Below are 21408 nucleotides of genomic sequence, written 5' to 3'. Positions count from 1 at the left end.
GCCTATTCCGAAGGAGACCCGATGAACACCAGCTACCTGACCCGCCGCACCCTCGAGATCAAGGAGTGGTGGCTGCTGCGGAAGAACGATCCTGCTGCGATCGAGCGGCAACGGCAGCGCGAGGCGATCGCTGCGCGCGCCGATGCAGACAACCAGGCGTGGCTCGCCGACGGCCAGATCGGGACAGCACCTCCATCATCCGGTCCTGTTGGTCCTCCCCCGCGCGGTCCGCAGGCGAAGGAGGTGATCACGGTCGGGGCGATCGGGTTCGTCATCCTGCTGATCCTCGCGGCGATCGGTTCCATCATCGACACACCGAAGCCGGCGCCGGTCGCCGCGGTGCCTACCGCATCGGCCTTTCCGACGGTCATGATGACGACGCCGACAACGGCATCGAAGGCTACGGCAGCTGCCGATCTGCCCGCAGTGCCGGTCGGCCAGACGCAGACCATCACCGGTGAGTACGAGCAGAAGCCGTTCAAGGCGCGGGTGACAGTCACCGACGTCGTCCGGACCACCGACTCGACGATCGTCATCCGAGCGAAGATCGATATCACCGAAGGTGAGCTACCGCTCGACAACGCGTGGACCATCAAGACCAAGGGCGGCAAGACACACCCAGGTTTCCTGGACACTGACGATGCCTTCGGAGAGGTTGTCGACGGCAAGGTCGAGGGCGAAGTCGAGTTCAGAGCGAACGAACAAGTGAACCTTGCCGAGGTCCGGTTGCAGCCGCGGCACTACAAGTTCGTGAAGGAGAGCCTCAATGAGACCGCAGTGTGGACAGTCGGAAAGGTGACGACGTCGATCACGACGACCGAACCGGAACCGGCCCCGGAGCCGACCGCGACCACAGGCAGCGGTTCCGGTAGTGACGACATCAACGTCCCGAACGTCGATGCACCTGACCTCATCCCCGACTGCGTCAACGGCCACCGCCGCAGCAACGGACACTTCTGCTGACATGGGACGCCGCCGCCTCGAGGTCGGCGAGCACGGACAGATCAAGGTCACCCAGCTCGCCCCGAAGAAGTACCGCGCACGCTGCGAAGTCCGATGCCGCGACGGGAAGATCCGATCAGTGCAAGCCGACGGCCCGTCCAAAGGCGCGGCAACCGACGCAGTCAAGGCCCGAGCAGCCGAACGAGCAGTGGCGGCCGGCCGCCCGAGGCCCGGCGCCGCAGCCGCGACCATCACGCCGACGACACCACTGTCGGTGCTGGCCGACAAGTGGATGCAGCAGAAAGAGAACGAAGGCAAACTGTCGCCTCAGACGATCCCCGACTACCGCGGATACCGCGACACCATCAAGAAGAGTCTGGGCGAACTTCGCATCGGCGATGTCACGCCAGGAACCCTCGAATGGTTCATCGAAACGGAGGCAGGCGATCGCCCCGCAAAGGCCGCGAACCTGCGCCGCACGCTCCGCGCGATGTTCACCATCGCGATCAGACATGACGCCTACGAAGGTGAGAACCCAGCCCGCGAACTCACTGTCGGACCATCCAAGCGCGAGGACGCCCAGGAGATCACCACCGACCAGCTGAAGGCATACCGCCAGCGCGTGCTCTTGTGGATGACTGAGTCGACACCGGAGGACATCGAAGCACGCGAGCGCCGCGGTGGTCGCAAACGATCCGGCCCGCCGCGCACCCAGGACCTGCTCGACATCGTCGACATGCAGCTCGCGACCGGCGCCCGCATCGGTGAAGTACTTGCCCTGCGCTGGCAGGACGTCGACCTCGAGGCTGAGAAGCCGACGGCGACGATCGGCGGCACTATCGTCCGCATCCCCGGAGGGAAGAAAGCTGGCGGAGGACTGACCCGTCAGGAGCATCGGAAGGCGAAGGACCGGTTCTCGGTGACGCTGCCGAGGTTCGCTGTGGACATGCTGCTGCGGAGGAAAGTGCACGCTGTGCCGAACGACTATGACGTGATCTTCCCGTCGTCGACTGGAACTCTCCGAGCTCCGAAGAACCTCGCGACGCAGCTGCGGGCGGCACGCGGCAAGGAATGGTCATGGGTGACACCACACACATTTCGGCGGACTGTGGCGACGCTGGTGGAGCGGGAGATGTCGCTCGAGGATGCAGCGGCGCAGCTGGGGCATGCGGGTACTGAGGTGACTGCTCGGCACTATGTCGCGAAGCCCAAGGAGCGTCCGACGGCGGATTCGTCGGAGGTCCTGGAAGCCCTTGGCCCGGCTGACAGATCCCAGGAATATCCCAGGAATTGAATCCGATTCTCGGGCATCGACCATGATTCCAGTGATGCGACTAGGCGCCGGTAGAAGCAATTTATGACACGTTTGGATCATGTTCAATATCAGTCGATAGGGCGGTGAACCTTCAACAGCCCTCAGGGGTTCGAATCCCCTATCCTCCGCAGATGTGGTCCCCTGCCCGTTTCCGGGCAGGGGACCACTTGAATTTCGCGCGCAGAATCCTGTCGAGTCGGCACCCTCTCAGGTACTCAACTCGACAAGATTCTGGCGCTAGCTCAGAAGAGCCGCTTGAGCAGGTTCGTCTCGGCGAGGTCGACCAGTTCGTCGCCGCGGCCGGACATCACGGTCCGCAGCGCGTACAGCGCGAAGCCCTTCGCCTGAGCGGCGGAGATCGCGGGCGGAATCGACAGCTCCTGCCGCGCGGTGGTGACGTCGAGGACGGCGGGGCCGTCGTGCGCCAGGAAGTCGCGCACCGCGGCGGGCAGGGCCGAGGCATCGGTGACGCGGCGGCCCCAGATCCCCACCGACTCGGCCAGCGCGGCGAAGTCCGGATTCTCCAGATCGGTGCCGAACGTGACGAAGCCCGCCGCCTTCATCTCCAGCTCCACGAAGTTGAGCGACGAATTGTCGAAGACGACCACCTTGACCGGCAGCGAATTCTGGACCAGCGTCAACAGCTCGCCGAGGAGCATCGCCAGTCCGCCGTCACCGGCCATCGCGATCACCTGACGCGCGGGGTCGACCGCCGAGACTCCCACACTCTGCGACAGCGCGTTGGCCATCGATCCGTGGTTGAACGATCCGATGAGACGACGCCGGCCGTTCATCTTCAGGTAGCGGGCCGCCCAGACCACCGGCGACCCGACGTCCGGGACGAAGACGGCGTCGTCGGCGGCCATCTCCGACAGCAGCTTCGTCAGGTACTGCGGATGGATCGGATCGCCGTCGGCGGACGACGTCGCCAGTTCGTCGAGCCCGGCGCGAGTGCGCGCATAGTGGTCGAGTGCCGTGGTCAAGTGCTCGTCGCTGCGGCCGCCGGAGATGAGCGCGGTGAGCAGGGGCAGTGTGTCGGCCGCGGATCCGATGAGCGGGAGATCCACACGGCAGCGCCGACCGATCTGGCTGCCGCGGACGTCGAGCTGAATCGTGTACGCCTTCGACGGCAGAAACTGGGAGTACGGGAAGTCGGTGCCGATCATCAACAGCGTGTCGCAGTGCTCGATGGCGCGGTAACCCGACGAGAAGCCGAGCAAGCCGGTCATGCCGACGTCGTAGGGATTGTCGTACTCCACGAACTCCTTGCCGCGCAGCGCATGCACGATCGGCGCCCGCAACGCCTCGGCCAGCGCCACGAGCTCGTCGTGGGCACCCGCCACTCCCGCGCCGGCGAGAATGGTCACGCGCTCGGACTCGTTGAGCCGGACGCCGGCGAGCTGCAGCGACTCGTCGTCCGGGCGCATCACGGTACCCGCCGCCCGAATCCGGGACACACGGTCCGGCCTGTCGATCTTCTTCAGGAACAGTTCGCCCGGAATCACCAGGACCGACACGCCGCGCTCCTCCACCGCCGTCCGGACGGCGATGTCGAGAAGGTAGGGCAGCTGGTCGACGGTGCTCAGCGTCTCGCAGAAAGAACTGCATTCGGCGAAGATCTGCTCGGGATGAGTCTCCTGGAAGTACCGCGTCCCCACATTGCCCGCCGGGATCTGCGCCGCGATCGCCAGTACCGGCACCCGCGACCGATGCGCGTCGTACAGGCCGTTGATGAGATGGAGGTTTCCCGGACCGCAGCTGCCGGCGCACACTGCGAGCCCGCCGGTGATCGCGGCCTCACCCGCCGCCGCGAAAGCGGCCCCCTCTTCGTGACGGACATGCGTCCATGTCACGTCCTTCGACGTCCGCAGGACGTCGGTGAAGCCGTTCAGCGAGTCACCCGGGATGCCGTAGATCCGTCGCACCCCGGCTGCCGCGATGGTGTCGACGATGAGGTCTGCGACCGTGTAGCTCATGGATTCTCCCCTCCGGAGACGTCGACGGGCTCCTCCAGGAGCCAGTCCTGATCGAGGCCCTCCTGGGGCCGGAAACTCACCGCGGTGTTCGCGAAGGCCAGCAGCGGGACGGCGAGCAGGCCGCCGACGATTCCCGCGACCATCAGGCCGATCGCGATCACCAGGATCACCGCCACGGGGTGCAGCTTCACCGAACGCCCGAGCAGGAAGGGCTGCAGCACATGCCCCTCCACCTGCATCACGACGATCAGCACGACCACCACCAGCACCGCGGTGAACCAGCCGTGCGTGGCCAGCGCGACGAGGACCGCGAGCGATCCCGCGGCGACCGATCCGACGATCGGGATGAACGCGCCGAGGAAGATCAGCGCCATCAACGGCATCACCATCGGCACCCGCAGGATTGCCAGGCCGATGCCGATGAACACGGCGTCGATGAACGCCACCAGCACCGTCGCGCGGACGTACGACTGCAGCGTCCGGTAGCCGGCGTCGCCCGCCCCGCGCACGTGCTCCCGGTGCGCCGACGGCACGATCCTCGTCACGAACTCCCAGATGCGGTGGCCGTCGTACAGGAAGAAGATCAGCAGGAACACCGTCAGCAGTGCGGCCGTCACCAGTTTGGTGGCGACGGTTGCGGTGTCGAGGGCTCCGGTCGCAATGCTGGCCTCGTGAGCCTTGAGCCAGTCGATCATGTCGTTGCTGACGTTGCGCAGGTTCTCCGAGTCCATGTGCAGCGGCCCGGTCTCGAGCCAGTTGCGGGTCTTGGAGATGGAATCGGCGATGTCGCCCGACATCCGGGGGATGCCCACGATCAGCTGCTGAACGACGAAGGTGAGTCCGGCGGCGATGATCGCGAAGGTCGCGACCACCGCGGTGAGAACCCCCACTGATCGCGGGATCCGGTGCCGCTCAAGCCATCCCACCAACGGTACGAGGAGCGCCGAGAGCAGGATCGCGACGGCGACCGGGACGAAGACCTCCTGTGCGAAGAGGAAGAGCTTGCCGAGCGCGTACAGCCCCGCGGCGAGGATCAACAGACGCCAGGTCCACGCGACGGCCGCGCGAACGCCCGGATGGACCTGTGCTGCGGCCCACGACGGGTCGTTCGGGGACGGGCGGTCGCCCGGTTCGGCGCTCACACGGCGAGCTTACTTGGGCTCGGCGATCCGCGAGCGGTGTCGAGGCCGCCGATCCGCCGTCAGAACCGCACGGTCACCGGCGACGCCTGCCCCAGCGACAGCGCGGCGAGGGAGACGGGAGTGATCCCCGAGCGGAAAGCGGCGGCGATCGCCGTGACGTCCTCACCGCGCGAGAGCCGCTCCACCTGCGACCGCGTGAGCGTCAGATCGGCGACATCGACGCGCCGCAGAACGTCGTCGCCGTTCATGTCGGTGGTGGACGTGCGCATGCTCAGCACCGCGCGGGTGCCGTCGACGCGGATGATCGGATCGGCGAGCGCGATCTCGAGCAGGTGGAACTTCGTGGACGCGACGACGGTTCCGCGGTACCGCAGTTCTCCCCGCCCGTTGCGGACCGTGTTCTCGGCGAGCGCGAACGACATCGCTCCCGCGTCGTCCACCCCCGCGCCGCCGCTCCCCGACAGCGCACCCGAGGTGGTGCCGCGGACGGTCTGCGCGAAGCTCGGCGAATACGCCCACACCAGGTTCTTCGGTGCGGGCTGAGGCGTGTTCGGGCCCGGCTGCGTCGAATAGTCGAGCGGCACCGACAGCTCCTGGGCCGCGTTCACCGCGTCCGCAGCACCGAAGGTGTAGATGCCCCAGCGGCCGCCGGCCGGCGAGGTCTTCGGCGTGGCCAGCGTGATGCGGGCGTTGAACTCGCCGCTGCGGCTCAGCGGCACCCACTGCTGCCGGACGGTGCGGCGCATGTCGAACGGAACGTCGGGCACCCGGTCGAGCGCGTCGCGCGAGAGCACCCACTTGGTCTGGGCTCGGACGGTGGTCCGCGACGATTCGGGAGCTCCCTGCGACGGCCGCCAATCCGGCGCGAACGCACCGAAGGTCACGAACGTCCCGTGCGGCACGCCCGGCGGGACCGGAACCGGAAGACCGGAGGTGTTGGCGCGCGGATCGAAGCCGGTGCCCTTGACGACCACCTGATCGCCGGGGTGCAGTCGCGTCGCGCCGGCCGGGGTGACCCCGTCGGCGAGGAACACCTCGATGGCGGGCTTCCACGTCTTGGCGTCGGCAGTCCCTACGCAGAATGCGGTCAGCGACAGTGCCGTCAGGCCGGCGGCGAACAGCACGGCCACCCGAAGGAGCTTGTTCATGAGCCGAGCCTAACCTATGTCCACTTCAGGTCGAATGGGGCTTAAGTCCCGCGACCGAGACTGCACCGCGTGCCGATTTCTTCAAGAACACGGCGACGCACGGGCCGACACTGGAGACATGAACGAGAGAAAAGACACCAACATCTGGGCAGGCATCACCTCCGACGACCCCGTCGCACTGCGCGAATGGCTCGAATCCATCGGCTTCGAACCCGGAATCCTCGTGGAGGGCGACGGCGACGGCGAGGTCCTGCATTCGGAGATGCTCTGGCCCGACGGAGGACGGGTCATGGTCCACTCCGCGTGCAAGAAGGACACGACGTTCTCCACTCCGGTCGGATCGGCCTCCCTCTACGTGGTCGTCACCGACCCCGACGCCGTGTACGCGAAGGCGACGGCGATCGGTGCGCGACTGGTCCGCGACATGGCGGAGGAGGACTATGGATCACGAGGGTTCTCCGTCGCCGACCCGGAGGGGAACACATGGAGCTTCGGAACCTACGCGGGCTGACCGGCGTCGGGATCGTCCCCTACGACGTGACGGGCAGCGCTCCAGGCGAGCACCTGGGGCTGCCCGGCACCAGCGCCACCCTGGTCGTCGACCTCGCCGACGGCCTCGTCCTCAGTTCCGGCGACAGCCCGGTCACCACCACCTTCCGGTGCTGTATCGCCGGGATCCACCTGCGACCGGTCACGATCCACCACAACGGCGTCCAACGCGGCGTGCAGCTCGACCTCTCGCCGGAGGCGGTACGCGCACTGCTCGGGATGCCCGCCGGCGAGCTGGCCGGGCAGATGGTGGAACTGTCACAGATCGACACCGCGTTCGCCCGCCGACTTCACGAACGACTCGCGCAGACTCCGGCAGGCGAGCGGGGCGCGGTGTGCGCCGCGATGCTCGCCGAGACGGTCTCCGAGGACACACCGCGGTCGGACGCATTGTCGGTCTGGGAGGTGATCGCCCGCCGCCGCGGTGATGTCACCGTCTCCGAACTGGTCGAATCGTCGGGCTGGTCGGCGCGGCACCTCACCGCGATGTTCAACGCAGAGTTCGGTATCGGCCCCAAACAGGCGGCCCGCCTCACCCGATTCGAGACCGCCCGCGCACGGCTGGAGTCCGGGCGCCGGGCCGTGGACGTGGCCGCATCGTGCGGTTACGCCGACCAGGCCCACATGTCACGGGAGTTCACCGAACTGACCGGATACTCGCCGCGCGCCCTGCTGAAGCGCAGGGCCGAGGAGTTCGCGTGAGCGCTGCTCCGACTGCCGGTCACTCCACCCGGTTCCCCGCCTCATCCCAATGCTCGGCGACCTTCTTGCTCGGCTGGACGCGCGGCGGTTCGCCCGGCATCTTCGGGTAGTTCGGCGGGTAGACCATGTCGCCGAGACCGTTCGCCTCGTCGCGCTCGACCATCTCGAGCAGGCGCTCGAGCCCCGAGGGGTGCTCGTCGATGCCCGACCACGGATCGCCGCGCCGCTCCACCAGAGCCGGGACGGTGGCGACGGTGAGATCATCGGGATCGACGTCGACCAACTCCTCCCACGTCACCGGTGCGGAGACGCGGGCGCGCGCGGACTTGCGCACCGAGTAGGGCGAGGCCATCGACCGGTCGCGCGCGTTCTGGTTGTAGTCGATGAAGATGCGGTCGCCGCGCTCCTCCTTCCACCACGACAGGGTCACGGCGGCGGGGTCGCGCCGTTCCAGTTCGCGACCGAACGCGATCACCGCGCGCCGCGTGGCGATGAAATCCCACTCCGGGCGGATCGGTACGAAGACGTGCACCCCGCGACTGCCCGAGGTCTTCACGTACCCGGTCATCCCGAGATCGTCGAGCAACGGTCTGACCAGATCGAGCGCCACCCGGCGGACGTCGTCGAAACCCTTGCCGTCCGGCGGATCGAGGTCGATCCGAAGCTGATCGGGATGGTCGTTGTCGGGCGCCATCGTCGGCCAGGTGTGGAATGTGACAGTCCCGAGGTTGGCGGCCCATACGACGTCGGCCGGGATCCGGGGGCAGAAGGCGTCGCCGGTCCGCTTGGACGGGAACACGATTCGCGTGGACTGCACATGATCGGGGTGATGCTTCGGCAGGTGCTTCTGATAGATCTGCTCACCGTCCACGCCGTCCGGGAAGCGCTGCAGGAAGGTCGGGCGCCCGCCGATCGCGCTCAGCAGCGGTCCGGCGAGCGCCACGCTCCGGTAGTACTCGACGAGATCGGCCTTGCGACCGCCGTGCTCGCCCAGTTCGGGGAAGTAGATCTTGTCGGGGTTGCTCAGCTTCACCTCGATCCCGTCGACGTCGAGCAGGACCGGCTTCGGTTTCGGCATGTCACTGTCCTCCGGTCACGAGAACGTCGAAGACGTCGTAGGTCAGGGGCACGTCGAGCTGGTCGTAGCCACAGCTCTCCGGCTCCCGGTCGGGGCGCCACCGGAGGAACTTCACCGTGTGCCGGAATCGCTGATTCTCCATCTGGTCGTAGGCGAACTCGGCCACCAGCTCCGGCCGGATCGGAATCCACTCGCCGCTGCCCGCCGCGCGCCAGCGGCTCACCTCGCCTTGTGCGACGCGATCCGGATCGAGCCGCATCGGCTCGAGCATCTCCTGCAGTTCGATCCGCTTCTTGTCGGAGAACGCACTGGAACCGCCGACCATCCGCAGTTCCCCCTCGGCGTACAGCCCGAGCAGCATCGACCCGAGTCCGGTGCCCGACTTGTGAATGCGATACCCGATCACCACGCAGTCGGCGGTGCGCTTGTGCTTGACCTTGACCATCTCCCGTTTCCCGGGGACGTAGACGCCGTCGAGCCGCTTGCCCACGACGCCGTCGAGCCCGGCGCCCTCGAACGCGGTGAACCAGTCGGTCGCGACCGCCGAGTCCCGGGTGACGCGGCTGACCTGGATGCGGTCGTCTCCGGATTCGGCAGCGGCGTCCAGCAGCGCGCTGCGCCGGACCTCGAATCGCTCCGCCGTCAGGTCCATCGAGTCGGTGGCCAGGGCGTCGAAGCCGATGAACACGGCCGGTGTCTCCTCCGCCAGTCTCGCCACGCGCGACGCCGCGGGGTGGATGCGTTGCGAGAGCGAATCCCAGTCGAGCCGGTTCACCCCGCCGATGGGCCGGGCGACGGCGACCTCGCCGTCGAGGACCACCCGCTCGGGAAGCACCGCATGCGCCGCGTCGACCAGCTCCGGAAAATAGCGGGCCAGATCCTTGCCGCCCCGCGAGGACATCACGACCTCGTCCCCGTCCCGGAAGATCAAGGCCCGGAAGCCGTCCCACTTGGGTTCGTACGACCACACCGGCTCGCCGCCGGGTTGGTCGGGCACGGCGGTGACCGCCTTGGCCAGCATCGGTTGCACGGGCGGGTTCACCGGGAGGTCCACCCGTTCATCGTCGCCGAGCAACCGGTGGTTGGCAATCACCCCGGCCGTCGGCGGCACGGCTCAGGCGATGTCGGCGCGTTCCCGCCCGGCGCCCACTGCTCGCCGGACGAACTCCGCCACCCTGGCCACAGCGTCCCTGGTCTGCGCCGAACCGGGGACCGCGGCGGGGAAGGCGTGGATCTGACCGGCGTACAGGTGGAGTTCGTTGGTCACCCCGGCGCGGTCGAGGGCGGCGCACAGGTCCATCGCGTCCTTCTGCAGCGCCTCGCCGCGACCGCAGACGACGATCGCGGGCGGGAACAGCCGCGCCACCGCGTCGAGCGTCACGTTCAGCTCGCCGTCCAGCACCTCCGGGCCCTGGTCGTAGAACTGTCGCAGCTTCTCGATCTTCTTGATCGGCAGCATCGCGTCGTGACGGCTCGTCCGATCGGCGCCCGGCGAGAGGTTGAGCAGCGGCGACAGCCCGACGTACGCGTCGGGGCAGGCGAGGCCGTCCCGCGCGGCGTACTCGACGATCTTGGCCGCGATGTAGCCGCCCGCCGAGTCGCCCGCGACCACCACGGCGTCGAACTCGCCCGACCGCCGCAGTTCGCGGTACACCGCATAGCCGTCGCGCACCGACGTGCCCACGCCGACTTCGGGGCACTGCCGGTAGGCGACGTTGACCACCGGCGCTCCGACCGCCCGCGCGATCGCGGCGGCGATCGGCCGGTGGGTGTCGAGGCCGCCCGCCAGGAACGCGCCGCCGTGCGTGTACAGCACGGCGATCCGCGAATCCTCGATCCCGTCCGGCGTGATGCGCTCGACGCGAACCTCGGCGATCGTCTCCGGCGTCACGACGACGCCTCGGATCGGGCGGGCGTTCCGCGCCGCCCACTGATCGAGGACCGCCAGCCGGCGGAGGGTGGAGGGCGTCGCCGGAATGATGCGCATGAGCGTTTTGACGATCAATCGACAGAGCCAGAACACCAGGAAGGAACGGGCGTCTCGCTCATCGTGTTCAACCAACGGCATCGTCTCATCCTCCCCCACCTGCGCGCGGCGGAGTCGATCGACCCCAACCCGTCCCCTTCGCCAACTCCGCCAGCGCCGGCACCGCACGGCGCGGCAGCGGCTCGGTCAAGGTGAGCCAGGTGGTGGAGTGGATCACGCCGGGGTACCCCACGATGGTCTCGATCAGCTCCAGCAGCTCGGGCTGAGTGGCTGTCGCGACTCGCACGAGCAGATCCTCCCGCCCGGTCACCGTGTGCACCTCGATCACCTGCGGTATCTCGGTGACCTCGCGCGCGATTCTGGTGAGGCTGCCCTGCTCGGTCTCCAGCGCGAGGAAGGCCTGCACCACCAGACCCGCCTGCGCCAGGTCGATCTGTGGACGGTAGCCGGCGATCAAGCCGCCTTCTTCGAGCCGCCGGATCCTCGACTGCACCGTGTTCCTCGAGATCCCGAGAGTCGTCGACAGACTCGCCACGCCCTGGCGGGCATCCCGCTCGAGCAGTTTCAACAACTCCACGTCGAGCTCGTCGATGCTGAGCATATTCGTCACCTCTCACTGAGATCCACGTCACCAACTGAACAAATCTACCAGTTGTAGATCGATCAGTTGACCACCTTGCCACCCGATGGCCACCATTTAAGCATCATCCGGTGATCCGCCTCACAGATGCGGACCGACAGATTGGTGGCCCATATGACCTCCGTCGCCGAACCGCAGGCACCGACGTTCGATCTGGCAGACAAGTACCGCCCCAATTCGGGACCGGTCCTGCTGACGGGCGTCCAGGCCGTGGCACGCATGCTGATCGAGAACCACGAACGCGAGCGCCGCGCCGGCCGCGACGTGGCCGCCTTCGTCTCCGGCTATCAGGGCAGCCCGCTGGCCGCGGTCGACAAGGTCTTCGGCGAGGTACCCGATCTCGCCGGGCACGGAATCCGGTTCGTCCCCGGCCTGAACGAAGAACTCGGCGCGACCGCCGTCTGGGGCAGCCAGCAGGAGCTGCCGAAGGGCAAGCGGACCCACGACGGCGTGGTCGGCGTCTGGTTCGGCAAGGGCCCCGGTCTCGACCGCGCGAGTGACGCCTTCCGCCACGCCGCGATGTACGGCGCGCACCCGAAGGGCGGCGCCCTGGCGATGGTCGGCGACGACCCGGCCGCCAAATCGTCCACCGTGCCGGCCGCCAGTGAACGTTCCCTGGCCGCGCTCTCGATGCCGGTCCTGTTCCCGCGCAACGCCGAGGAGATCATCTCGTTCGGCATGTTCGGCATCGAACTCTCGCGTGCCTCCGGCTGCTGGCCTGCGATGAAGCTCGTCGCCGATGTGTGCGACGGCCTGTGGACCCTGAACCGCGACTTCGCGGACCTGCACATCGAGGTTCCCGACCTGGAGTGGGAGGGCCGCCCGTGGACGTACCGCCAGCGCGTCATGGCGGCGCCGCCCGACAGCGTCCTGGCCGAGGCCGACCTGTACGGCCCGCGCTGGGCGATGGTCGAGAAGATGACCACCGCGAACGACATCGACCGCATCGAGGTCGATCCGCCGCACGCCTGGCTCGGCATCGTCGCCGTCGGCACCGCGTACGACTCCGTCCGCGAGGCACTCGGCGAACTCGGACTCACCGAGGACGACCTCCTCCACGCCGGCATCCGCATCCTGCGCGTGGGCATGCCCTACCCGCTCGGCTCGGAGAAGGTGCGTCGACTGGCCGACGGCGTCGAGAGCGTTCTCGTGATCGAGGACAAGACCTCGTTCGTCGAGTCCCAGGTGATCGACATCCTCTACGGCCGAGCCGACGCGCCCCGGATCCTCGGCAAGCGCGACGCCGACCGCCGGCCGCTGGTGCCCGCCGACGGCGAGCTCACCGCCGCCCGTCTTCTCGCGCCGCTGCGCCGGGTGCTCGACGGGCGCGTCGCGATCACCGTGCCGAAGCCGGCACCGCCGAAGCTGACTCTCCTCGACACCAAGCGCACGGCCTACTTCTGCTCGGGCTGCCCGCACAACCGCTCCACCGCGGTGCCCGACGGCTCCCTCGCGGGTGGCGGCATCGGCTGCCACACCCTCGTCACCATGAGTTCGCGTACCGACTCCCAGGTCACCGGCCTCACGCAGATGGGCGGCGAAGGCGCACAGTGGATCGGCCAAGCGCCGTACACCGACGTCGAGCACATCTTCCAGAACGTCGGCGACGGCACGTACTTCCACTCCGGCCAGCTCGCGGTCCAGGCGTGTGTGGCCGCCGGGGTCAACATCACGTACAAGATCCTGTTCAACGCGGCCGTCGCGATGACCGGCGCGCAGGACGCCGAGGGCGGTCTCACCGTCGGACAGCTGACGCACAAGCTGCGTGCCGAGGGCATCGCCAAGATCATCGTGTGCGCGGAGGATCCGTCTCGCCACCCGAAGGGCTCGCTCGCCGCGGGCACGCTCCTGTGGGACCGCGACCGGCTCGACGAGGCCCAGCGACTGCTGCGCGAGGTCAAGGGCGTCACCGTCCTGATCTACGACCAGCAGTGCGCGGCCGAGGCGCGCCGCAAGCGCAAGCGCGGGACCCTGCCGACGCGTCGCACCCGCGTCATCATCAACGAGGCGGTCTGCGAGGGCTGCGGCGACTGCGGCGTGAAGTCGAACTGCCTGTCGGTGCAGCCGGTGGACACCGAGTTCGGCCGCAAGACCCGGATCGACCAGACCAGCTGCAACACCGACTACAGCTGCCTCGACGGCGACTGCCCGTCGTTCGTCACCGTCGAACTGCCCGAGGACGGCGCGGGGGCGAAGGCGCCGAGCAAGCCGGCGCCGGTGCCGCCGGCGGTCGCCGACCCCGAGGTCGACACCCTGCGCGGCACGCACAACATCTTCCTCGCGGGTATCGGCGGCACCGGCATCGTGACCGTCAACCAGGTGCTCGGCACCGCCGCCCTGCGCGCCGGGCTCCACGTGGAGGGCCTGGACCAGACCGGCCTGAGTCAGAAGGCCGGTCCGGTCACCTCGCACCTGCGGCTCAGTGACGACACCGCGTCCAACGGAACGGCCCGGACGACTGCCGGCGCGGGATCGAACCGGATCAGCCCGGCCTCGGCCGACTGCGTCCTGGCGTTCGATCTGCTCACCGCCGCCGACGCGAAGCACGTGGGCGTCGGCGACGCCGAGCGCACCCTGACGGTGGCCTCCACCAGCGCGGTCGCGACCGGTGAGATGGTCTACGACCGCAACGTCGCCTACCCCGAGGACGACACGCTGCTGCGCCGCGTCTCCGACCACGCGCGACGAGTGGTCTCGTTCGACGCGCTGAGCGCGGCCGAGGCGATCTTCGGCCACACCGCGGCGGCGAACTTCCTGCTGGTGGGCGCCGCCTACCAGGCGGGTGCCCTGCCGATCCCGGCCGCCTCGATCGAAGAGGCGATCGCGGTCAACGGCGTCGCGGTGAAGGCCAATCAGACGGCCTTCCGCTGGGGCCGGGTGGCCGTCGCCGATCCGGAGGCGTTCGCCGCGGCCACCGCGGCCGCCGAGGTGGTCTCGCGCAGCGACACCGTGGTGCCCACGCATCTGTTCACCCGCACCACGCTCACCGGGACCGTCCTCGAACTGGTTCAGCGGCGCGCGGCGCAGCTGATGGCGCATTCCGGAGAGCGGGCCGCCGCTCGGTACGTCCGGGATGTGGAGCTGGTGTGGCAGCGTGAGCGGGCGGTCACCGACAGCACCGAGCTGTCGGCCGCCGTCGCCGAGAACCTGCATCGCCTGACCGCCTACAAGGACGAGTACGAGGTGGCGCGCATGCTCACCGACCAGGCGTTCATCGACTCGGTCGCCGCCGAGATCCCCGGTGCCACCGGCCTCACCTACAAGCTGCATCCGCCGGTGCTGCGCGCCATGGGCCGCGAGAAGAAGATCGGTCTCGGTCCGCGCTCGCACGTCGCGCTCCGCGTGCTCGCCAAGGGCAAGTTCCTGCGCGGCACCAAGCTCGACCCGTTCGGCTACGCCGAGGTGCGCAAGATCGAGCGCCGCCTGCTCGCGCACTACCGCGATCTGGTGACCGACCTGGTCGCCGGCCTCACCGCCGCTCAGTTCGACGAGCAGCGGTACGCGGCCGCCGTCGACGTGGCCCGCGCCCCCGAACTGGTGGTCGGCTACGAGGACGTCAAGCTCCGCAACATCGACCGCTACCGCGCCCGTCTCGCCGAACTCGGCGTCGACACCACCCCCATCCGCTGAAAACCGACCGTCTCAACCGCCCCGGAGGAACCACCATGACCACTGCGCACTCATCGTCGGAAGCCACTCGCGTCCTCGCCCAGACCAGCGTCTTCTCGCACCCGGACATGTCGATCGATCCCCCGCACGAGCAAGTGGTGTTCTGCCGTGACGCCGAGACCGGACTGCGCGCGATCATCGCGGTGCACAACACCGCCCTCGGGCCGGCGCTCGGCGGAACGCGCATGTATCCCTACGCCGCGGAAGCCGATGCGGTCGGCGACGTGCTGCGGCTCTCGCGCGGAATGACCTTCAAATCGGCCGCGGCCGGACTCGACCTGGGTGGCGGGAAGGCGGTCATCATCGGCGACCCCGCGGTGCACAAGACGCCGGATCTGCTCCGCGCCTACGGCCGGTTCGTCGACACCCTCGGCGGGCGCTACATCACCGCCGGCGATGTCGGCACCACCTCCGACGACATGGACCTGATCGGCGAGGGCACCTCGTATGTGGCGTCGAAGACCGTCGCGGGCGGCGGTTGGGGCGACACCGCGCCGATGACGGCTCTCGGAGTCTTCTACTCACTGCTGGCGGCCGCCGAACGCGTGTGGGGTTCGGCTGATCTCACCGGCCGAACGGTCGGCGTGGAGGGCGTCGGCAAGGTCGGCGTCCAGCTGGCCGAACTGCTGACAGGTGCCGGAGCGACCGTGTTGGCGGCCGATCCGTACGCTCCCGCCCGCGAGGCCTTCGCCGCCCGCTTCCCGCAGGCGCGCATCGTCGACGACGTCCGTTCGGCCAAGCTCGACGTGTACGCGCCGTGCGCGATGGGCGGCACCGTCACCGAGACGCTCGCAGGCGAGACCGCCGCGGCGATCATCTGCGGCGCGGCGAACAACCAGCTGACCAGCCCGTCGGTTGAGCAGGTTCTCGGCGCACGCGGCGTCACCTGGGTTCCCGACTACATCGCCAACGCGGGCGGCGTGATCCAGGCCTTCGGCGAGCAGCAGAACTGGACCCGCGACCGCGCCCAGGAGAAGGTGGAGGCGCTGCGCGACCGTGCAGGCCACGTCCTGGACACCGCGGCATCGAAGAAGATCACCTGCGGCGACGCCGCCCGGCTGATCGTCGCCGAACGGCTGTCGCAGGCACGGTAGTGCCGAGCTCCCGTAACGGGAGCCGGGAGGAGACGCCGGGCGATACACTTGCGCACTCATGGCGACTCCTCCCGAACGGATCTCCGAGTACTCCCGCAGGCACTTCCTGGGCCTGACCGCGAGCGCGGCCGGAATCGCAAGCGCCGCAACGCTTCTTCCTCCTTCGTTGGTGTCGGCAGCGGCACAGGACCGGCCTGCGGGATCGCTCGAGGATGTCGAGCACATCGTCGTCCTGATGCAGGAGAACCGTTCCTTCGACCATTATTTCGGGACGATGCGCGGGGTCCGCGGCTTCGCCGACAATTCGGCGAAGCCGGGGGTCTTCCTGCAGAGCGGCGTCCACCCGTTCCTCGCCCGCGAGGCCGCCAATCGCGGCTCCCTGTCGGTGGAGTACCTCGCATCTCTGCCTCACGAGTGGGCCGACGGACAGCAGGCCCTGGCCGGCGGGCGGTGCGACGGCTGGGTCGCGGCGAAGGGCAAGGCCACGATGGCCTGCTACGACCGCCGCGACATCCCGTTCCACCACGCGCTCGCCGAGACGTTCACCGTGTGCGACGGCTACTTCGCATCGTCGCCGACCGGGACCGGCACCAACCGCAACTACCTGTTCTCCGGCACCAGCGGATTCGAACCGTGGGGCGCGAGGTCGGTGGGCAACGAGATGTACGCACCCGTCCATCCCGGTCTCACCTGGGAGACGTACGCCGAGTCGCTGCACCGCGAGGGCGTCGACTGGCGCGTGTACCAGGAATGGGACAACTTCACCGACAACAACCTCGACTTCTTCGCGCACTTCCGAGGCATAGGACGCGACGCGGTGGCGTGCGCCGGACAGCTCGGAGTGGATCTCACCGGTTTCTACACTCTGCTGATCGAGACCGGGGCCAAGGACGCGCACGGCAACGTGGTCCCGTCGGCGGATCAACGCTCCCGGGCACGGGCGGTGCATCGGGCCGCCCGCGGCCTCGGCGAACAGGCCGCAGAGCTCTACGACCGCGCGCTGTATCGCAGCGAACCGGGCACTCTGGTCCCGCGCTTCCGCCGGGACGTCGAGAGCGGGCGACTCCCGGCGGTGTCGTGGATCGTCACCTCCGAGGCCGACTCCGAACACCCCCGCAGTTCATCGCCGGTCCAGTCGGCGGGCATCACCTACCGACTGCTCGACGCGCTGGCGTCGAACCCGGAGGTGTGGCGCAAGACGGTGGTGCTGCTCAACTACGACGAGTTCGACGGCTACTTCGATCACGTGGTTCCGCCGCTGCCGCCGGTCGGGGAGGCCGACGAGTGGTGGGAGGGAAAGCCGATGGGGCTCGGATTCCGGGTGCCGATGACCATCGTGTCCCCGTGGACCGTGGGCGGCCGGGTCTGCTCCGAGGTCTTCGACCACACGTCGGTGATCCGGCTGATGGAGGCGGTCACCGGCGTGCGCTGCCCCAACATCTCCGCCTGGCGCCGCGCGGTGTGCGGAGATCTGGTGTCGACCTTCGATTTCGGCCGCACCGACGGACTGCGCGTTCCGGCACAGCCCGCACCGCCGCCACCTTTCCGTCGCCGCTGGACGGCTCGGCCGGGCGGCGCCGCTCCGACGCAGGAGACTGGAACCGCCACGGCGCTGCCCACGCCGTACCGGCTGTCTGCGAACGTGGTCGACGGTGTCCTGGAACTGGTGAACACGGGCCGTCGCGCCGCCGTCTTCGGCGTCTTCGCAGACGGCGACGCCGCTCATCACACGGTGCTCGGACGCCGCCGGGTCCCTCTTCCTCAGCGCGCGCGACGGGTCGTCGTCACCGGTCCCGACCGCTTCCTGCGCGATCTGTCCCTCCGCCCGGGAGGATCGTCGGCGCAGGTGATGCCCGACCACGACCGCGGGCGCCTGTCGGTCGACGGGCGTGACGTCACCGCAACGCGCGTGCACGGCAGCTGGTACGAGGTGACCGTGGTCGGCCCCGAGGGGAGGCAGTACTTCACCGGCCGCCTCGAGAGCGGAGCCGTCACCCGTACGAGTCCCCTGCGCCGCCCACCCGGCTAGTCGAACCGTCGAGACAGCCTCCACCGCCCACACCACCCGATTGACCGACACCGCCCAGCGTCATATAGTCCACATGGACTAATTGATCTGGAGTATTCGATGTCGGCTGAACAACCGCGGCTCACGCCGCTCGGTGTGATGGTCCTCGCGCTGCTGCGCGAGGGTGCCATGCACCCGTACGAGATGGTCCGCCTGCTCAGACAACGGCGCGACGATCGCATGGTGTCGATCACGAACGGCACGCTGTACCACACCGTGGACCGACTCAATCAACAAGAACTCCTGGTCGAAGTCGGAGTGGACCGCGAGGGCAACCGCCCCGAGCGGACCACGTACCGACTCACCGACGCCGGGCGCGACGCGGTCACCGAGTGGGTTCGCCGAGAGTTGCCCCGGAGCGACCGCACGGCGCAATTCCGGGTCGCTCTCGCCGAGGCCCACAACCTCGACCGCGACGAGGTGATCACTCTCCTGACGCTGCGGCGCGAGGGGCTCGCCGCCGATCTCGAGGTCCACCGCCGAGGCCTGAGCGATGCCACCGGCCGCGGTGTGCAATCGCAGTTCCTCATCGAAGTGGATCGTCAGGCCGATCTGATCGAGACCGATCTCCGCTGGACCGACCGCCTGCTCCAACGCCTCGCCGATCCCGACTACGCGTGGGGCGTCGACTCCGCGACATCACCGACACCCATGCTCCGCACCGACTCGAAGGACTCGAAATGACAGTCTCGTCCGGCACCGCCGACTCGCAGCGGAGCCCGTGGCCCGCACTGTGGGCACTGGTGATCGGCTTCTTCATGGTCCTCGTCGACACGACCATCGTGTCGGTCGCGAATCCGGCCATCAAAGAGGCGCTCGACCCCGACACCGACAATCTCGACAACGTCGTCTGGGTCACCAGCGCCTACCTGCTCGCCTACGCCGTGCCGCTGCTGATCACCGGGCGGATGGGCGACCGCTTCGGTCCCCGCAATCTCTACCTCATCGGCATCACCGTCTTCACCCTGTCGTCACTGGGCTGCGGTCTGTCGAATTCCCTGGCCATGCTCGTCGCGTTCCGCGCCGTCCAGGGTCTCGGCGCCGCGATGATCACCCCGCAGACCATGGCTGTGATCACCAGAACGTTCCCGGCGCATCAGCGCGGCGCGGCGATGGGTCTGTGGGGTTCGGTGGCGGGTGTGGCGATGCTGGTCGGCCCGCTGGCCGGCGGTCTGCTGGTCGATCACGCCGGTTGGGAGTGGATCTTCATCATCAACGTCCCGGTGGGCGTCATCGGCTTCGCCGCGGCGTGGCGCTTGGTTCCCCGCCTCGAGACCCACCAGCACCGGTTCGACGTCGTCGGCGTGACGATCAGCACGATCGGCCTCTTCCTCATCGTCTTCGGTCTCCAGGAGGGCGAGAAGTACGACTGGGCCGCCTGGGTGTGGACGATGGTGATCGGCGGTGTAGCGATCATGGCGCTGTTCCTCTGGCAGCAATCCCGCACCGCGAGCGAACCGCTGGTTCCGCTGGCACTGTTCCGCGACCGGAACTTCTCCATCTCCAACCTCGGCATCGCCGTCGTCGGCTTCGCGGTCACGAGTATGACGCTCCCGATGATGTTCTACGTCCAGGTGGCACGCGGACTGAGCCCCACGAAGTCGGCGCTGCTGCTGATTCCGATGGCCGTCCTCGCCGGGGTGCTCGCCCCGCTCGCCGGCAAGCTCCTCGACCGGACCGATCCCCGATTCCTGCTGGTGCCCGGCCTCGGCCTCTACAGCGTCTCGCTGTTCTGGTATGCGTCGATGATGAACGCGGACACCGCCATTCCGATGTTCCTGCTGCCCGCCGCGCTGATGGGCATCGCCAACGCCGGCATGTGGGGACCGCTGGCCACCACCGCCACCCGCAATCTCCCGCCGCGGCAGGCCGGCGCCGGAGCCGGCATCTACAACACCACCCGACAGATCGGGTCGGTGATCGGGTCGGCCGCCATCGCCGCCGGCATGCAGTCCCGGCTGGAGGCCAACGTGCCCGGCGCCGGCGACACCGGCTCGGTGGGCGTCGGGCAACTGCCGGACTTCCTGGTGGCGCCGTTCTCCACCGCCATGGCGCAGTCGATGCTGCTGCCCGCATCGATCCTGATAGTCGGCGTGGTCGCGGCGCTCTTCCTGGTCCGGCCGGAGAGCACGAGGCCGGGGTACCGGGCGGAGACGACGGCGGCGGTCGACACTACCGTGTAGACATGCTGCCGCCGAGCCCCGCGGGCCGCTTCGCACCGTCGCCGTCGGGCGATCTGCACATCGGAAACCTGCGCACCGCGGTCCTGGCATGGTTGTTCGCCCATGCCACGGGCCGCGGTTTCGCGATCCGGATGGAAGACCTCGACCGCGTCCGGCCGGGATCGGACGTCCGGCAGTTGCGGGATCTCGCGGCGCTCGGCCTCAGCTGGGACGAGCCTGTCGTCTACCAGTCACAGCGGCTCGAGGAGTACCGCGCCGTGGTCGACGAATTGGTGGCCGCCGGACGCACGTTCGAGTGCTACTGCACGCGCCGGGAGATCCTCGAAGCGCCGAGCGCACCGCACGCGCCGCAGGGCGCTTACCCCGGAACGTGCCGCGACCTCAGCGAGGCGCAGCGCGCGCAACGACGGTCGGAGCGGCCCGCCGCGATCCGCCTGCGCGCCGAGGTCTCGTCGTTCACCGTCCACGACCTGCTGTACGGCGAGTTCACCGGCGACGTCGACGACTTCGTCCTGGTCCGGAACGACGGAACCCCGGCGTACAACCTGGCGGTGGTGGTCGACGACGCGGCCACGGGTGTCGACCAGGTGGTCCGCGGCGACGATCTGCTCAGTTCTGCACCCCGGCAGGCCTTCCTCGCGACTCTGCTCGGTCACCGCCCGCCCGAATACGCCCACGTGCCGATGGTCCTCAACCGCTCCGGTGCCCGCCTCGCGAAGCGCGACGGCGCCGTCACCCTGACTGATCTCGCCGGCCACGGGGTGGACGCGGCATCGGCGCTGTCGATGATGGCGGAGTCGCTGGGACTGGCCGCCGCGGGTGAACCGGTCACGTTGAGCGTTCTGGCGGAGCGATTCGACCCGTCCACGCTGGTTCGCACACCCTGGGTGTTCGTCCCGCCGGAGTGAACGGCGG

17 protein-coding genes are annotated in these 21408 nt (G+C 68.6%); 10 read left to right on the top strand and 7 right to left on the bottom strand.

Annotated features, from left to right (window positions below; genetic code table 11):
• Positions 1-21 precede the first annotated feature (21 nt).
• Together Y710_RS09290 and Y710_RS09285 are read left to right on the top strand one after the other, a co-directional pair.
• Positions 22-963 (top strand): hypothetical protein, encoded by a 942-nt coding sequence (locus Y710_RS09290; RefSeq protein ID WP_062367310.1) that lies wholly within the window; start codon positions 22-24, stop codon positions 961-963.
• Between the two features lies 1 nt (position 964).
• Positions 965-2236, top strand: a complete 1272-nt coding sequence (locus Y710_RS09285; protein ID WP_062367308.1) for a tyrosine-type recombinase/integrase — start codon at positions 965-967, stop codon at positions 2234-2236.
• 263 nt (positions 2237-2499) lie between these two features.
• On the opposite strand, the gene poxB is transcribed toward Y710_RS09285, so the two are convergent.
• The 3 genes from poxB to Y710_RS09270 are packed head-to-tail and all read right to left on the bottom strand — an operon-like array spanning position 2500 to position 6523.
• Positions 2500-4233 (bottom strand): ubiquinone-dependent pyruvate dehydrogenase, encoded by a 1734-nt coding sequence (gene poxB / locus Y710_RS09280; RefSeq protein WP_006897412.1) that lies wholly within the window; start codon positions 4231-4233, stop codon positions 2500-2502.
• Positions 4230-5375, bottom strand: coding sequence for an AI-2E family transporter (locus Y710_RS09275; RefSeq protein ID WP_062367306.1), 1146 nt, complete (start codon positions 5373-5375; stop codon positions 4230-4232). The genes poxB and Y710_RS09275 overlap by 4 nt, the downstream gene beginning before the upstream one ends.
• A gap of 59 nt (positions 5376-5434) precedes the next feature.
• The gene (locus Y710_RS09270) at positions 5435-6523 is read right to left on the bottom strand and encodes an HtaA domain-containing protein (protein WP_062367302.1); all 1089 of its coding nucleotides are present in this window, start codon (positions 6521-6523) and stop codon (positions 5435-5437) included.
• Between the two features lie 118 nt (positions 6524-6641).
• Here Y710_RS09270 and Y710_RS09265 point away from each other — a divergent pair, with 118 nt between their 5' ends.
• Positions 6642-7034, top strand: a complete 393-nt coding sequence (locus Y710_RS09265; RefSeq protein WP_006897415.1) for a VOC family protein — start codon at positions 6642-6644, stop codon at positions 7032-7034.
• Positions 7007-7774, top strand: coding sequence for a helix-turn-helix domain-containing protein (locus Y710_RS09260; protein ID WP_045539232.1), 768 nt, complete (start codon positions 7007-7009; stop codon positions 7772-7774). The genes Y710_RS09265 and Y710_RS09260 overlap by 28 nt, the downstream gene beginning before the upstream one ends.
• Before the next feature lie 19 nt (positions 7775-7793).
• Here Y710_RS09260 and Y710_RS09255 read toward each other — a convergent pair whose 3' ends face one another.
• The 4 genes from Y710_RS09255 to Y710_RS09240 are packed head-to-tail and all read right to left on the bottom strand — an operon-like array spanning position 7794 to position 11440.
• On the bottom strand, positions 7794-8852 hold the full coding sequence (locus Y710_RS09255; RefSeq protein WP_045539230.1) for a DNA polymerase domain-containing protein: 1059 nt from the start codon (positions 8850-8852) through the stop codon (positions 7794-7796).
• A gap of 1 nt (position 8853) precedes the next feature.
• Entirely contained in the window at positions 8854-9906 is a 1053-nt protein-coding gene (locus tag Y710_RS09250) for an ATP-dependent DNA ligase (protein ID WP_006897418.1), read from the bottom strand.
• Between the two features lie 60 nt (positions 9907-9966).
• Positions 9967-10920 carry an alpha/beta hydrolase gene (locus tag Y710_RS09245; RefSeq protein ID WP_045539243.1) on the bottom strand — a complete coding sequence of 318 codons (954 nt, stop codon included), beginning with the start codon at positions 10918-10920 and terminating at the stop codon, positions 9967-9969.
• Between the two features lie 4 nt (positions 10921-10924).
• Positions 10925-11440 carry an Lrp/AsnC family transcriptional regulator gene (locus Y710_RS09240; RefSeq protein ID WP_006897420.1) on the bottom strand — a complete coding sequence of 172 codons (516 nt, stop codon included), beginning with the start codon at positions 11438-11440 and terminating at the stop codon, positions 10925-10927.
• A gap of 153 nt (positions 11441-11593) precedes the next feature.
• Here Y710_RS09240 and Y710_RS09235 point away from each other — a divergent pair, with 153 nt between their 5' ends.
• The 6 genes from Y710_RS09235 to gluQRS all read left to right on the top strand — a co-directional run bounded on the left by Y710_RS09235 (position 11594) and on the right by gluQRS (position 21401).
• Positions 11594-15109, top strand: coding sequence for an indolepyruvate ferredoxin oxidoreductase family protein (locus tag Y710_RS09235; protein ID WP_062367300.1), 3516 nt, complete (start codon positions 11594-11596; stop codon positions 15107-15109).
• A gap of 35 nt (positions 15110-15144) precedes the next feature.
• Positions 15145-16242 (top strand): Glu/Leu/Phe/Val family dehydrogenase, encoded by a 1098-nt coding sequence (locus Y710_RS09230; protein WP_045539608.1) that lies wholly within the window; start codon positions 15145-15147, stop codon positions 16240-16242.
• A 58-nt stretch (positions 16243-16300) separates the two neighbouring features.
• Positions 16301-18271, top strand: coding sequence for an alkaline phosphatase family protein (locus Y710_RS09225; RefSeq protein WP_062367298.1), 1971 nt, complete (start codon positions 16301-16303; stop codon positions 18269-18271).
• A 99-nt stretch (positions 18272-18370) separates the two neighbouring features.
• Positions 18371-18994 (top strand): PadR family transcriptional regulator, encoded by a 624-nt coding sequence (locus Y710_RS09220; RefSeq protein ID WP_045539605.1) that lies wholly within the window; start codon positions 18371-18373, stop codon positions 18992-18994.
• Positions 18991-20493 carry a DHA2 family efflux MFS transporter permease subunit gene (locus Y710_RS09215; protein WP_006897425.1) on the top strand — a complete coding sequence of 501 codons (1503 nt, stop codon included), beginning with the start codon at positions 18991-18993 and terminating at the stop codon, positions 20491-20493. Before Y710_RS09220 ends, Y710_RS09215 begins: the two co-directional genes overlap by 4 nt.
• A 2-nt stretch (positions 20494-20495) precedes the next feature.
• Positions 20496-21401, top strand: coding sequence for a tRNA glutamyl-Q(34) synthetase GluQRS (gene gluQRS / locus Y710_RS09210; protein WP_006897426.1), 906 nt, complete (start codon positions 20496-20498; stop codon positions 21399-21401).
• The last annotated feature ends 7 nt before the right edge of the window (positions 21402-21408 follow it).

The organism is Gordonia sp. QH-12 (assembly GCF_001578675.1).
GTDB lineage: Bacteria > Actinomycetota > Actinomycetes > Mycobacteriales > Mycobacteriaceae > Gordonia > Gordonia sihwensis.
This window is presented reverse-complemented; position numbering and strand designations above follow the sequence as displayed.

Excerpts from the sequence above, each read along its gene's own strand:
- Y710_RS09290 (WP_062367310.1), top strand. The coding sequence starts at position 22 with ATGAACACCAGCTACCTGACCCGCCGCACCCTCGAGATCAAGGAGTGG.
- Y710_RS09285 (WP_062367308.1), top strand. The coding sequence starts at position 965 with ATGGGACGCCGCCGCCTCGAGGTCGGCGAGCACGGACAGATCAAGGTC.
- poxB (WP_006897412.1), bottom strand. The coding sequence starts at position 4,233 with ATGAGCTACACGGTCGCAGACCTCATCGTCGACACCATCGCGGCAGCC.
- Y710_RS09270 (WP_062367302.1), bottom strand. The coding sequence starts at position 6,523 with ATGAACAAGCTCCTTCGGGTGGCCGTGCTGTTCGCCGCCGGCCTGACG.
- Y710_RS09265 (WP_006897415.1), top strand. The coding sequence starts at position 6,642 with ATGAACGAGAGAAAAGACACCAACATCTGGGCAGGCATCACCTCCGAC.
- Y710_RS09260 (WP_045539232.1), top strand. The coding sequence starts at position 7,007 with ATGGAGCTTCGGAACCTACGCGGGCTGACCGGCGTCGGGATCGTCCCC.
- Y710_RS09255 (WP_045539230.1), bottom strand. The coding sequence starts at position 8,852 with ATGCCGAAACCGAAGCCGGTCCTGCTCGACGTCGACGGGATCGAGGTG.
- Y710_RS09245 (WP_045539243.1), bottom strand. The coding sequence starts at position 10,920 with ATGCCGTTGGTTGAACACGATGAGCGAGACGCCCGTTCCTTCCTGGTG.
- Y710_RS09240 (WP_006897420.1), bottom strand. The coding sequence starts at position 11,440 with ATGCTCAGCATCGACGAGCTCGACGTGGAGTTGTTGAAACTGCTCGAG.
- Y710_RS09235 (WP_062367300.1), top strand. The coding sequence starts at position 11,594 with ATGACCTCCGTCGCCGAACCGCAGGCACCGACGTTCGATCTGGCAGAC.
- Y710_RS09230 (WP_045539608.1), top strand. The coding sequence starts at position 15,145 with ATGACCACTGCGCACTCATCGTCGGAAGCCACTCGCGTCCTCGCCCAG.
- Y710_RS09225 (WP_062367298.1), top strand. The coding sequence starts at position 16,301 with ATGGCGACTCCTCCCGAACGGATCTCCGAGTACTCCCGCAGGCACTTC.
- Y710_RS09220 (WP_045539605.1), top strand. The coding sequence starts at position 18,371 with ATGTCGGCTGAACAACCGCGGCTCACGCCGCTCGGTGTGATGGTCCTC.
- Y710_RS09215 (WP_006897425.1), top strand. The coding sequence starts at position 18,991 with ATGACAGTCTCGTCCGGCACCGCCGACTCGCAGCGGAGCCCGTGGCCC.
- gluQRS (WP_006897426.1), top strand. The coding sequence starts at position 20,496 with ATGCTGCCGCCGAGCCCCGCGGGCCGCTTCGCACCGTCGCCGTCGGGC.